Annotated in this window: 10 protein-coding genes and 1 pseudogene; 4 read left to right on the top strand and 7 right to left on the bottom strand. The window is 74.3% G+C overall.

The genetic code is table 11. The features are described 5' to 3' along the window. Positions 1-127, bottom strand: a 127-nt coding sequence (locus ACFQ8C_RS21745) for an Arm DNA-binding domain-containing protein (protein ID WP_383460048.1), incomplete at its 3' end; no start/stop codon positions are given. After that, positions 122-874, bottom strand: a pseudogene (locus ACFQ8C_RS21750) (IclR family transcriptional regulator); the annotation flags it as partial. The gene ACFQ8C_RS21745 and the pseudogene ACFQ8C_RS21750, both read right to left, overlap by 6 nt. Before the next feature lie 207 nt (positions 875-1,081). On the opposite strand from ACFQ8C_RS21750, the gene ACFQ8C_RS21755 reads away from it, so the two are divergent. From ACFQ8C_RS21755 to ACFQ8C_RS21765, 3 genes are all read left to right on the top strand, one after another. After that, positions 1,082-2,236, top strand: coding sequence for a mandelate racemase/muconate lactonizing enzyme family protein (locus tag ACFQ8C_RS21755; RefSeq protein ID WP_383459973.1), 1,155 nt, complete (start codon positions 1,082-1,084; stop codon positions 2,234-2,236). Beyond that, entirely contained in the window at positions 2,233-3,255 is a 1,023-nt protein-coding gene (locus tag ACFQ8C_RS21760; protein ID WP_383459976.1) for a zinc-binding dehydrogenase, read from the top strand. Before ACFQ8C_RS21755 ends, ACFQ8C_RS21760 begins: the two co-directional genes overlap by 4 nt. 110 nt (positions 3,256-3,365) lie before the next feature. Next, positions 3,366-4,316: a hypothetical protein gene (locus ACFQ8C_RS21765; RefSeq protein ID WP_383459978.1), complete on the top strand. Its 951-nt coding sequence runs from the start codon at positions 3,366-3,368 to the stop codon at positions 4,314-4,316. Between the two features lie 194 nt (positions 4,317-4,510). Here ACFQ8C_RS21765 and ACFQ8C_RS21770 read toward each other — a convergent pair whose 3' ends face one another. Next, positions 4,511-4,813: an antibiotic biosynthesis monooxygenase gene (locus ACFQ8C_RS21770; RefSeq protein WP_383459981.1), complete on the bottom strand. Its 303-nt coding sequence runs from the start codon at positions 4,811-4,813 to the stop codon at positions 4,511-4,513. Between the two features lie 265 nt (positions 4,814-5,078). On the opposite strand from ACFQ8C_RS21770, the gene ACFQ8C_RS21775 reads away from it, so the two are divergent. After that, positions 5,079-6,110, top strand: a complete 1,032-nt coding sequence (locus tag ACFQ8C_RS21775; RefSeq protein WP_383459984.1) for a LacI family DNA-binding transcriptional regulator — start codon at positions 5,079-5,081, stop codon at positions 6,108-6,110. On the opposite strand, the gene ACFQ8C_RS21780 is transcribed toward ACFQ8C_RS21775, so the two are convergent. From ACFQ8C_RS21780 to ACFQ8C_RS21795, 4 genes are all read right to left on the bottom strand, one after another. Further along, entirely contained in the window at positions 6,100-8,310 is a 2,211-nt protein-coding gene (locus ACFQ8C_RS21780; RefSeq protein ID WP_383459986.1) for a glycoside hydrolase N-terminal domain-containing protein, read from the bottom strand. The genes ACFQ8C_RS21775 and ACFQ8C_RS21780 overlap by 11 nt on opposite strands. Beyond that, positions 8,307-10,304: a beta-galactosidase gene (locus ACFQ8C_RS21785; RefSeq protein WP_383459989.1), complete on the bottom strand. Its 1,998-nt coding sequence runs from the start codon at positions 10,302-10,304 to the stop codon at positions 8,307-8,309. Before ACFQ8C_RS21785 ends, ACFQ8C_RS21780 begins: the two co-directional genes overlap by 4 nt. A 169-nt stretch (positions 10,305-10,473) precedes the next feature. After that, entirely contained in the window at positions 10,474-11,436 is a 963-nt protein-coding gene (locus ACFQ8C_RS21790; protein WP_383459991.1) for a carbohydrate ABC transporter permease, read from the bottom strand. Beyond that, complete coding sequence (locus tag ACFQ8C_RS21795; protein ID WP_383459993.1) at positions 11,433-12,392, bottom strand: ABC transporter permease; 960 nt, start codon at positions 12,390-12,392, stop codon at positions 11,433-11,435. Before ACFQ8C_RS21795 ends, ACFQ8C_RS21790 begins: the two co-directional genes overlap by 4 nt.

The raw sequence follows: 12,392 nt of genomic DNA on the forward strand, positions 1-12,392 counted from the left end.
GCTCCACAAAAGTCCCTTCATTTAACTGTGTAATCTTTTTTGCTACATCAGCCTGTGCTTCTTTTTTTGTCTTATACCCAGAAAACCACTTTTGTCTTCTTTTTCCTGTCTCCGGATCAGGGCCCAGGCGGGTGGAGAGTTCGCCGGCGCCGCGCACGGCGAGGGCGGTGAGTTCGTTCTCGCGGGCCTCGTCCCAGCGGATGACCGGGACGGAGATGGAGAGCGCGGCGACGACGCGGCCCGAGCGGTCGCGGACGGGGGCGGCGACGCAGGAGACGTCCGGGTTGGACTCGCGCTGCTCGACGGCGACGCCGAGGACGGCGATCTCGGCGAGCGCGGCGCGCAGGGCGTCCGGGTCGGTGACGCTGTGCGCGGTCATGCGGACCAGTTCGCGCCCGTCGAGGAGTTCGTCGAGCTCGTCGGCCGGCAGCATCGCGAGGAGCATCTTGCCGACGGCCGTGCAGTGGGCGGGGAGCCGTCGGCCGGCCGCCGACACCATGCGGACGGCGTGGGTCGAGTCCACCTTGGCGACGTAGATGACGTCGGCGTCCTCCAGGAGCGCCACGTGGACGGTCTCGCCGCAGGTCTCGGCGATCTCGTGGGCCACCCGGCGCCCCTCCGCCGCGAGGTCGAGCTGCTCGGCGTACCGGCTGCCGAGCTGGTACGTGCGCACGCCCAGCCGGTAGCGGCCGGGCTGTTCCGGCACGGGGACGAGGTAGTTGCGGGCGGTGAGGGTGGAGACCAGTTCGTGGGTGGTGGTGCGGGGCAGCCCGAGCCTGCGGGTGATCTCGGGGGCGGAGAGCGTGCCGTCCCCCTGGAGGAAGAGCTCCAGAATGTCGAATGCCCTGGTCACCGCGGGTACGAGTCGTCCCATGGTCCCCCACCTCACCCTCATGCCGTTCGAAATGCCGTACCGCGACCGAAATCGCGGACAGAGACTAGCCCCGCGCCGGGGGCCGGGCAACGGCCCCCCGCGCGGGAGCGCTCCCTTGACGCCCCCGAGCGCCGCTGCCTACCGTCACGCCATCCCGCCGAACAGCGTTCGGCCAGCCGAACAACGGAACCTCCTGGAGCCTCCGCCGTGCGCATCACGGGAATCACCACTCATGTCGTCGGTACGCCCTGGCGCAACCTCACCTACGTCCTGGTGCACACCGACGAGGGCCTGACGGGGGTCGGCGAGACCCGGATGCTCGGTCACACCGACGCCCTGCTCGGCTATCTGCGCGAGGCGGAGGCGAACCACGTCGCGGGCTCCGACCCGTTCGCCGTCGAGGACCTCGTCCGGCGGATGAAGTACGGGGACTTCGGGCGGGCCGGCGAGATCGTGATGTCCGGGATCGCGGTCGTCGAGATGGCCTGCTGGGACATCAAGGGCAAGGCGCTCGGCGTACCGGTCTGGCAGCTCCTCGGCGGCCGGGTGACGGAGCGGGTGCCGGCGTACGCGAACGGCTGGTACACCACCGAGCGGACGCCGGAGGCCTACCACGCGGCGGCCCGCGCGGTGGTGGCGCGCGGTTACCGGGCCCTGAAGATCGACCCGTTCGGCGCGGGCCGGCTCGAACTCGACCCGGCCGCCTCGCGGTACGCGGTCTCGCTCATCGAGGCCGTCCGGGACGCGATCGGCCCGGACACCGAGCTGATGGTCGAGATGCACGGCCGCTTCTCCCCGGCGACCGCCGTCCGCCTCGCCCGTGAGCTCGCCCCCTTCCGCCCGGCGTGGCTGGAGGAGCCGGTGCCGCCGGAGAACCTGAAGGCGCTGGCGAAGGTGGCCGGGAAGACCGAGCTGCCGATCGCCACCGGGGAGCGGATCCACGACCGGATCGAGTTCCGCGAGCTCTTCGAGTCCCAGGCCGCGGACATCGTGCAGCCGGACGTCGGGCACATCGGCGGCATCCTGGAGGCCCGCAAACTCGCCGCGACCGCCGAGACCCACTACGTGACCGTCGCCCCGCACAACGTCGGCGGCTCGGTCCTCACCGCCGCCTCCCTCCAACTCGCCGCCTGCACGCCCAACTTCAGGATCCTGGAGCACTTCAACGACTTCGCCGACGCGGAGATCAAGAAGGTGGTGCGCGGCGCCCCGGAGATCGACCCGGAGACCGGCTGCTTCCCCGTCTCGTACGAACCCGGCCTCGGCGTCGAGCTGGACGTGGACGCGGCGGCCGAGTTCCCGCAGCAGCGCGCCCGGTTCGACCTGTGGGCCGAAGGCTGGGAGAAGAGGCAGCCGAGGTGAGCGGCGACGTCGACCGCGCGGTCCTCGTCGAACGGCCCGGCGCCCACCGGCTGGTGACCCGGCCGAGGCCGGCACCGGGCCACGGGGAGGTCCTGGTCCGGGTCGCCGCCGCCGGGATCTGCCTCAGCGACCGGGAGCTGTACGAGGGGCGGCGGGCGCCCGGCTACGTGCGCTACCCGGTGGTACCGGGCCACGAGTGGTCCGGCACCGTCGAGGCGGTCGGCGACGGCGTGGATCCGGCGCTGCTCGGCCGGCCGTGCGTCGCCGAGGGCTTCCGCCGCTGCGGGAGCTGCGAGCGGTGCCGGTACGGCGAGACGAGCCTGTGCGCCGCCGGGTACGCGGAGACCGGCTTCACCGAACCGGGCGCCTTCGCCGACCGGCTGCTCGTCCCCGCGCACCTCCTCCACCTCCTGCCCGAGGGCGCGGACCTGCGGGCGGCGGCGCTGCTCGAACCGGCGGCGGTGGTCGCCGCCGCGGTACGGGTCGGGCGCCCGGCCCCCGGGGAGCGGATCGCGGTCGTGGGCGCCGGGACGCTCGGGCTGCTCGCCGTGCGGTGGCTGGCCGCCCACTCCCCCGCCGAGCTGGCCGTCGTCGACCCGCGCGCGGCACGGGCGGAGCGGGCGCTGGCCCTCGGGGCGAGCGAGGCGCTCGACCCCGACGCGGCCGGGGCGGCCCACGGGCGTTTCGACCTGGTGGTGGAGACCGCCGGTGCGCCCACCACGGCCGCCTCGTCCTGCCTGCTGGCCCGGAGGGGCGGCCGGGTGGTGCTCACCGGGATGTTCGCGGAGGGTGCCGCGGGCATCGACCCGGTGCACCTCTCGGTGAGCCAGCTGGAGCTGCGGAGCGTCTTCGGCGCTTCCTCGGCGGCCTGGGCGGACGCGGTCCGGGCCTTCGCGAGCGGGCTCCTGGACCCGGCGCCGCTGATCACCCACGAGTTCCCGCTGGAGCGCTTCGCCGAGGCGCTGGCCCTGGTCGGCGGCGGCGACCCGACGGTCGGCAAGGTCCTGCTGAGGCCCTGAGGCCGCCGCGCCCCGCCACGCCCCGTGCGCCCCCTGTGCGCGCCGCCCTCCCGTGCCACCTCACACCCCACTCCCCGTACGTCGTCCGACCTGTCGAACAGAGGAGTTCCATGTCCCCTCTCCACCCCGGAACCGCGGCGCTCCGGCGGATCGGCCACCCGGTCCCGCCGTCCGTCCCCTCCGACGCCTCCCCGCACGCCTTCCCCGACGGGGGCCGGTGGCGCACCGAAGTACCGTCCGTGGAGGGCCCGGAGGCCCTGGCCGCGGTGCTCGCGGAGAGCGCGCGGCTCGACGTGCCGGTGCACCGGGTGAGCCAGGGCAGCGGGGTGTGGATGCTCACCGACGCCGAGATCGCGGAGATGGTGGCGGCCTGCGCCGAACGGGCCGTGGAGCTCTGCCTGTTCACCGGTCCGCGCGGCACCTGGGACACGGGCGCGGCGACCCGGACCGACTCGGGCGGGGCGGGTCCGCGCGCCCGGGGTCACGACGCCCTCGCCGGCTGCGTCGAAGACGCCCTGCGGGCCGCGGAGTTGGGGGTTCCCTCGCTTCTGGTGGCGGACGAGGGCGTGCTGTGGACCCTGCACCGGCTGCGTACCGCCGGGGTCCTGCCGGCCGGGATGCGGTTCAAGGTGTCGGCGCTGATCGGGCCGGTGAACCCCGCCGCGTACGCCGTCTTCGAACGGCTCGGCGCCGACTCCCTCAACGTCCCCTCCGACCTGACGCCCGCCCACCTCACCGAGATCCGCCGGGTCAGCGCCGCGCCGATGGACCTGTACGTGGAGGCGCCGGACGACCTCGGCGGCTACGTCCGCCTCCACGAGGTCGCCGAACTGGTGCGCAGGGCGGCGCCGTTGTACCTGAAGTTCGGTCTGAGCCGGGCGGCCGGCCTCTACCCGTACGGCGCCCATCTGCGGGAGCACGCGCTCGCCACCGCCCGCGAGCGGGTCCGGCGCGGACGGCTGGTCCTGGACCGGCTGGCCCGCCACGGGGCCCTGGACACCATGTCCCCGCTCGGCTCCCACGCGCCCGGACCGCTGACGCGCTTCCCCGTCACGGACTGAGTGCGGGGGACGGCGGCCGGGACGGCTCAGGGCAGCCGCTCGATCCGTTCCAGGTGCCCCTCGCCGCCGGCCGTCACCTGTCTCACCACCTTCGACGCCACCAGGGACACCCTCGACGCCGCCGGGTCCGAACCGGCCGGGCGGACCCCGGTGACCCTCGACAGCGGGGCGCCCGCCAAGGCCCGCCCCGCCCGTCAGCCGGCCTCCGGCTCGGCGAGCAGGTCGTCGACGAGGGCGAGGCGGGTCTCGGGGTAGTACTCCGCGATCGCCTCGCGCATCATCGCCTCGCCCTCGGGGTCCGGGGTCCCGCACCTCTCCCGCGTCTCCCGGTCGGGCCAGCGGGCGTACGCCACCCAGGTGCCGTCGTCCGCCCGGTGGAGCCGGGATCCGTAGCTGCCGCACTCCTGGTGGATCGCCAGGGTCACCCGGTGCCAGCCGTCCGCGAGCTGCCGTTCCCGCCCCGGCCGCACCCGCCACCGGTACATGACAGCGAACATCTCTCCGCCTCCCTCGCCCCGTCCGGCGGCCCGGGCCTCCCGCGCCGCCGCTCCGACAGAAGGAACTACACCGGTCAGTTCACTGTCAAGACTGAACGGTTCGGTCGACAGGGTGTCGGATGTTCCGTCGAAGCGCTTCGATCTTTCTCTGCCACCGGTCTGGACACGTCAACTCCCCCGCGTTACCGTCTCGCTGAGCCCGTCGAAGCGATCTTTCGACGGCACCGTCGAAGCGATTCACCAATCCTGGCCGCGGGGAGATCGGATGGTCACGCTTGCCGAGGTCGCCCGCCACGCCGGGGTGTCGGCCAGCACGGTGAGCTATGTCCTCAGCGGCAAGCGGCCCATCTCCGACCCCACCCGGCGGCGCGTGCGCGCCAGCATCGAGCAGCTCGGGTACCAGCCGCACGCCGGGGCCCGGGCGCTCGCGAGCAGCCGGTCGCGGATCATCGCGCTGATGGTGCCGCTGCGCACCGACATGTACGTGCCGGTGATGCTGGAGATCGCGGTCGCCGTCGCCACCACGGCCCGGGCGCACGGCTACGACGTGCTGCTGCTCACCGGCGAGGAGGGGCCGTCGGCGCTGCGCCGGGTCACCGGCAGCGGGCTCGCCGAGGCCGTGATCCTCATGGACGTGCAGCTCGACGACGGGCGGCTGCCGGTGCTGCGGGGGACCGCGCCGCCGGCCGTCCTCGTCGGGCTCCCCGCCGACGCGGCCGGACTGAACTGCGTGGACCTGGACTTCGCCGCCGCCGGGGCGCTCTGCGTGGAGCACCTGGCGGGACTCGGGCACCGTGAGATCGCCGTCGTCGGCGGCTCGCCGGGGGTGTACGCCCGGCACACCGGCTTCGCCGAGCGGACCCTCGGCGGGCTGCGCGAGCGCGCCGCGCGCCTCGGCGTGGGCCTGCTGCACCGGCCGTGCGACGGCAGTCACGACGCGGTCGCCGGGGTGCTCGCCCGGATCCTCGACGAGCGGCCCGGGGTCAGCGCCTTCGTGGTGCAGAACGAGACGGCGGTGGAGCCGCTGCTCGCCCTGCTGCGGCGGACCGGCCGGGCGGTGCCGGAGGACGTGTCGGTGGTCGCGGTCTGCCCCGAGGCGGTGGCCGCGCAGGCCTCCGTGCCGCTCACCTCGGTGGCGATCCCGGCGCAGGAGCTGGGCCGGCGGGCGGTGGAGCGGCTCTTCGCCCGGCTCACCGATCCGGAGGGGCCGGCGGCGACCGGGGTGGAGCTGCTCACCCCGGTGCTGACGGTGCGGGAGAGTTCGGGTCCGCCGCCGGCCCGCCGGCTCACGGGCTGACCAGGACGAGCTCCTCGCCCGCCCGCAGCGTCAGCCGCCGCCGGCCCTCGGGGGCGCACAGTTCGATCCCGGCGTCCCGGGCGGGGCGGAGGACGGCCCGGTACTCCCCCGGTGCCCAGCTCAGGTCGATCCGGGCGCCGAAACGGGTCCGCACCCCGGTGAGCCGGCCGCGCGCGCAGAGCCCGGGCGGCGGCGCGGGCAGCAGGACGAGCCGCCCGGGGGTGGAGCGGACCAGCGCCTCGACGAGGAGCGCGGGCAGGGCGTGGGAGGCGTCGGCGTTGTAGACGTCCCGCTTCGGGTAGTGCGCGCTCATCAGGGAGGCGTGGAAGTAGTCGCCGCCGAGGACCCGTCGGAGGGCGTCGCCCGCGCGCGCGGCGTCGCCGAGGCGGGCGGCGACGAGCCCCTGGTGGAGGTGGCCGTGGGCGGAGTCGTTCTCGCTGCCGCGCAGGGCGAGGGCGCGGGCGGCCGCGCGGGCCAGGGCGGGGGTGTCGTACGGGGTGATCTCGTCGAGCGGCCAGACGGGGTAGAGGTGGCTGAGGTGCCGGTGGTCGTAGCGGTCGCCGAGGCCGGGCCAGGCCCATTCGGCGAGGGCCCCGTCGGCGTTGACGCGGTAGGGCGGCAGCCGGTCGGCGAGGGCCCGCAGCCGGGCGGCCCGTCCCGCGGGGGCGCGGTCGGCGGCGGCGGTCAGGGCGTGTCGGGCGGCGGCGAGGTCCATCGTGGCGTTCACCGCGCCCCAGCTGCCGCCGCGCGGCCGGTTCTCCGGGGAGTACGAGGGCACGACGGCGAGGTGCCCGTCGGCTCCGGTGCGGGTGAGGAAGTCCTCGTAGAAGTCGGCCAGTTCGAGGAGCATGCCGGTGAGCCAGGGGTCGTGGCGGCCGTCGGCCTCGTCCGCTTCGAGGAGCGGGAGGAGGAGCCAGTCGGCGGCGGCGGTCCAGAGGTGGAGCGGGTACTCGCGGTCGAAGTGGTACGTGTGGCCGCTCTCCCCGTCGGTGTGGGCGGGGGCGACGACGCCCCGGGTCCCGAAGACGGCCCGGGCGTTGTCCCGCCAGTCGGCCGACTGGCCCCGGATCAGGGCGCGGTGCGCCTCGGTGACCTCGGGCAGGTCGGCGGCGACGGCGGAGGCGGTCTGGAGGGCGAGGTTGGCGTCGGTGGTGAAGCCGCCGGCCCACGCGGTGTCCCAGTCGCCGGTCCACAGGCCGCAGAGGCGGGGCGGGTACAGCCCGGCGGAGGACAGCAGGTGGTGGCGGCCGGCGGCGAAGAGGCGCTCCAGGAGCGCGGGTCCGGCCGCGCGGGTCAGCAACTCCGATCCGGGCAGGGCCCGTTCGGACGGGTCGGCGCCCAGGTCGAGGGCGACCCTGCGGTAGGCGGCGCGGTGGAGTGCGGTGTGCCGGCCGAGCAGCCGGGCGTACCCGGCGGCGGGGTCGTCGTCCCCGGCGAGGGCGCGGAGGGCGGCGGCCTCCTCGGCGGGGTCGTACGGGCCGTCGTGGCGGTGCACCCGGGTGAGCAGCAGGAGCCCGCCGGCGGCCTCGACGCGGATGCCGCGGTCGGTGAGCGTGGTGCGGCCGGTGTCGGCGACGACGAGGGTGACGCCGGTGTAGCCGAGGGTGGATCCGGGGTAGCGGGCGCGCAGGGTGAGGAGGGTCTCGCCGTGGGAGGTGGTGACGCCCCGGCCGGTGGCGAGGCCGGGCGGCACGCCGTCGAGGCGGTGGTCGAGTTCGACGCGGACGCGGGGGCCCGGCTCCGTCACGTACTGGACGAGGACGTCGTCGGCGCGGGAGGCGAAGACCCGGCTGACGCGGTTCCCGGCGGTGGCGGTGACGACGCCGGTGGTGAAGTCGGCCGCGCGGCGCACGGCGGGGGCCGCCCCGACCGGGGTCTCGTCGCGGACGCGGGTGAGGAAGCCCGGGTGGAAGGGCTGGATCCAGCGGAGCGGGCGGCCGTCGGTGAAGGTCTCGGCGGCGGTGAGGTCTCCGGAGAGCAGGGCGTCCTGGAGGGCGGGGAGCCGGTCGGCGAGGCGGGGCGGGTCGGTGTCGCCGGGGGCGTGGTGGGGGCGGACGAGGGTGTGGTGGGTGACGATCACCCGGTCGTCCACGGGGTCGCCGTAGACGAGGGCCCCGTGCCGGCCGTTCCCGGTGAGGAAGGCGTCCTCCCAGCGGGTGGCGGGCGCGGGTTCCCAGGTGCCGTGCACGGGTCCGGTCACGGGTGCTCCTCCAGTACGGCGGCGCCGAAGCGGTCGAGGGTGAGGCTGTCGTCGACGGTGGTGCCGGTGAGCAGGTCGCGGTGGCGGCCCGGCACGGGGACGGTGACGGGCTCGCGGCCGTGGTGGAGCAGGAAGAGGAGGTCGCCCCGGCGGACGGCCTCGACGCCGTCGGGGAGTCCGGCGAGGACGGGCCGGACACCGGCCTCGTGGGCGGCTTCGGCGAGGAGGGCGCGCAGCGCGGCGGGTTCGGGGAGGGTGGAGAGGTAGCGGGCGCCGCCGTGACGCAGGATGGCGGGGCGGCCGTCGAGTTCGCCGCCCCGGTAGGCGGCCAGGGTCTCGGCACCGGGGGCGGGGACGAGTTCCTCGGACCAGAGGGTGCCGCGGAAGGTGCCGCAGTCGGTGTGCTCGCCCGGGGCGAGGGGCCACCACTCGTCGATCCGGTCGATGCCGAGGAGGGCGCGGAGGCGGGCGTCCACGCCGCCGGGGCGGATCCGGTCGTCGTGGTCGGCGACGCCGGTGAAGAAGCCGCAGACGAGTCGCCCGCCGCCCGCCGCGTACCGCTCCAGGTTCCCGAGCGCGGTGTCGTCGAGGAGGTAGAGGTGCGGGACGACGACGAGGGGGTGGGCGGTGAGGTCGTGGTGCGGGTGGGCGAGGGTGGCGGGGAGGCCGGCCTCCCAGAGGGCGCGGTGCCAGGTGCGGACGAGGTCGCCCTGGTCGAGGTGGGAGGAGAGGGCGCCTTCGTGGCGCTGGGCCCACCAGGAGTCCCAGTCGTGGAGGACGGCGACGCCGCCGGCGGGGAGGCGGCTCCCGGCGACGCGGGGGCCGAGGCGGGCGAGGTCGGCGCCGATACGGACGGTCTCGCCGAAGACGCGGCCGTGCTCGCCGCTGTGGCCGAGCATGCCGGAGTGGAACTTCTCGGCGCCCTGCCGGGAGGCGCGCCACTGGAAGAAGTGGATGCCGTCGGCGCCCCTGGCGACGGCCTGGAGGGTCCAGAGGCGGTTGAGCCCCTCGGGCTTGGGCCGGTTGACGGGGCGCCAGTTGACGGCTCCGGCGGCCTGTTCCATCACCATCCAGGGGCCGCCGCCGGCCTCGGCGCGGGTGAGGTCGGCGAGGAACGCGTTCTCGTGGGCCCCGGTGCGGGGCTCGGCGGGGTCGGGGTAGACGTCGACGGAGACGAGGTCCTGCTCGGCGGCCCAGGCCCAGCCGTCCTGTCCCGACCAGAACGGCATCAGGTTGGTGGTGACCGGGAGGTGCGGGGTGTGCTTGCGGACGATGTCGCGTTCGGCGCGGTAGCACTCCAGGAGCTGGTCGGAGGTGTAGCGCCGGAAGTCGAGGACGTGGGCGGGGTTGCGCAGGTAGTGGGCGCGGCGGGGCGGCAGGACCTCGTCCCAGTCGGCGTACCGCTGGCCCCAGAAGTCGCTGCCCCAGGCGGTGTTGAGGGCGTCGAGGGTGGCGTACCGGCGTCGGAGCCAGGTGCGGAAGGTGCGGGCGGCCTCGTCGCCCCAGTCGTAGGTGCAGTACTCGTTGTTGATGTGCCACATGACGAGCGCCGGGTGGCCGGCGTAGCGGGCGGCGAGGTCCTCGGTGAGGGCGGCGGCGTGCCGGCGGTAGGCCTCGCTGGAGTGGGCGAAGTGCTGGCGGGAGCCCCACCATTCGGTGCGGCCGTCCTCGTCCCGGGGCAGGGTCTCGGGGTGGCGCAGGCCGAGCCAGGGCGGCGGGGAGGCGGTGGGGGTGGCGAGGACGACGCCGACGCCGTGGGCGTGGGCGAGGTCCATGAGCCGGTCGAGCCAGCCGAACTCGCGGGCGCCCGGCTCGGGTTCGAGCCGGGCCCAGGAGAAGACGCCGAGGGTGACGGTGGTGACGCCGGCCCGGCGCATCAGCCGCAGGTCCTCCGTCCAGGTCTCCTCCGGCCACTGTTCCGGGTTCCAGTCGGCGCCGTACAGAAGGCGGGGCGGGCGGCCGGGCGGGTGGGTGAGGTCGTCGAGGCCGGTCATCGGACCCTTCCGGTCGTGGTGGTGGCGTCTTCCCGGGCGTCGCCCTTCGGCGCCGCCCCCGGGCGTGGTCCCTGGGCGTGGTCCCCGGGCTTCGTCCTTCGGCTCCGTCCCTCGGCATCGCCCTCCGGTTCCGTCCTTCGGTTCCGTCCTTCGGTTCCGTCCTTCGGTGTCATCCCTTGACGGCGCCGGTGAGCATGCCCTTCTTGAAGTGCTTCTGCACGAAGGGCGAGAGGACGGCGACGGGCAGCAGGGCGAGGACCATGACGGCCATCTGGACGGCGAGCCCGGAGAGGTTCCCGGCCTTGACGGCCTGGCCGAGCCCGACGGGGATCTCCTGCTTCTGGGCGAGCTGGATGAGCACGTTCTGCAGGGGCATCATCGTCTGGTCGTTGAGGTAGATGGAGGCGTTGAACCAGGCACTCCAGTAGCCGACCGCGTAGAAGAGGGTGATGACGGCGAGCACCGCGCGGGAGAGCGGCATCACGATCGTCCACAGGATGCGCAGGTCGCCGGCGCCGTCGATGCGTGCGCTGTCGATGAGTTCGGGCGAGATGCCCATGAAGAAGGCGCGCAGCACGAGGATGTTGAAGACGCTGACGGCGCTGGGGAGGATCAGCGCCAGATAGGTGTCGGTGAGGCCGAGGGTCTGCACGAGCAGGTAGGTGGGGATGAGTCCGGCGCCGAAGAACATGGTGCCCATCAGCGTGAAGAGGATGGCCCGGTGCCCGACGGAGCCGGGCCGGGAGAGTCCGTACGCGCAGAGGACGGACACCGTCATCGAGAAGAGGGTGCCGGCGAGGGTGACGCCGAGGCTGACGGCGACCGCGCGGGTGACCTGCCCGCCGCTGAGCAGCTCCCGGTAGGCGATGAGGGTGAAGTCCCGGGGGACGATGACCAGTCCGCCGCTCTCGGTGATCGTCTGCTTCGAGGAGAGGCTGGTGATGACGACGATCCAGAGCGGGAAGAGGACGGCGAGGCAGGCGAGGACGAGGAGCGTGGCCTTGGCGGTGAGCCCGGCGCGGGTGGGTGGCTCCTCCCAGACGGGCCGGGCGGGCGCCGCCCACCGGGTGGGCGGCGCGGGGCGGGGTGCGCGGGCGGCCCGGGCGGGCCGTTCGAGGAGTCGCTGGGTCACTTGCGGTACACCCCCTGCTCGCCCATGAGGTGGGCGACCTTGTTCGCGGAGAGGACGAGCACGAGGCCGACGATCCCCTTGATGAGTCCGGCCGCGGCGGCGTAGCCGAAGTCCTGGCTGCGCAGGCCGGTCCACCAGACGAAGGTGTCGAGGACCTCCGCGGCGCCGGGTCCGACGGCGTCCCGCTGGAGCAGCAGCTGTTCGAAGCCGACGGTGAGGGCGTCGCCGACGCGGAGCACCAGGAGGAGGGCGACGACGGGCCGGAGCGCGGGCAGGGTGACGTGCCACATGCGGCGCCAGCGGTCGGCGCCGTCCATGGCGGCGGCCTCGTAAAGGGACTGGTCGACGGCGGCGAGCGCGGCGAGGAAGACGATGACGCCCCAGCCGGCGTCCTTCCAGATGCCCTCGGCGGTGACGAGGAACTTGAAGAGGCCGGGGTCGGTCATCAGGTCGAAGCCCTCGTGGCCGCGTTCGCGGAGGGTCTGGGCGATGACGCCGGCGCCGCCGAATATCTGCTGGAAGACGGTGATGACGATGACCCAGGAGAAGAAGTGCGGCAGGTAGAGCACGGCCTGGACGAAGGCCCGGACGCGGGGCCGCAGCACGCTGTGCACGAGCAGGGCGAGGGCGATGGGGACGGGGAAGAAGAGCACCAGCTGGAGGAGGAAGAAGACCAGGGTGTTCTCGACGGCGGCCCAGAACAGCGGGTCGGTCAGGACCCGGTCGAACTGGGCGAGGCCGACCCACGGGGACTCCAGGATGGCGGTGACGCCGTTGGTGGAGACGTAGGGGTCGTAGTCCTGGAAGGCGACGACGTTCCCGAGGATGGGGACGTAGTTGAAGACGAGGACGAGCGCGAGGGCGGGCACCGTCATCAGCAGGAGGGCGCGGTCGCGCCGGAGCCGCCGGCCGAGGGGGATCCCCGGCCGGCGGTCGGTGGTGTCGTGCTTGTTCAC

The organism is Streptomyces sp. NPDC056503, assembly GCF_042794995.1.
Taxonomy (GTDB): Bacteria; Actinomycetota; Actinomycetes; order Streptomycetales; family Streptomycetaceae; genus Streptomyces.

Excerpts from the sequence above, each read along its gene's own strand:
- ACFQ8C_RS21765 (WP_383459978.1), top strand. The coding sequence starts at position 3,366 with ATGTCCCCTCTCCACCCCGGAACCGCGGCGCTCCGGCGGATCGGCCAC.
- ACFQ8C_RS21770 (WP_383459981.1), bottom strand. The coding sequence starts at position 4,813 with ATGTTCGCTGTCATGTACCGGTGGCGGGTGCGGCCGGGGCGGGAACGG.
- ACFQ8C_RS21785 (WP_383459989.1), bottom strand. The coding sequence starts at position 10,304 with ATGACCGGCCTCGACGACCTCACCCACCCGCCCGGCCGCCCGCCCCGC.
- ACFQ8C_RS21775 (WP_383459984.1), top strand. The coding sequence starts at position 5,079 with ATGGTCACGCTTGCCGAGGTCGCCCGCCACGCCGGGGTGTCGGCCAGC.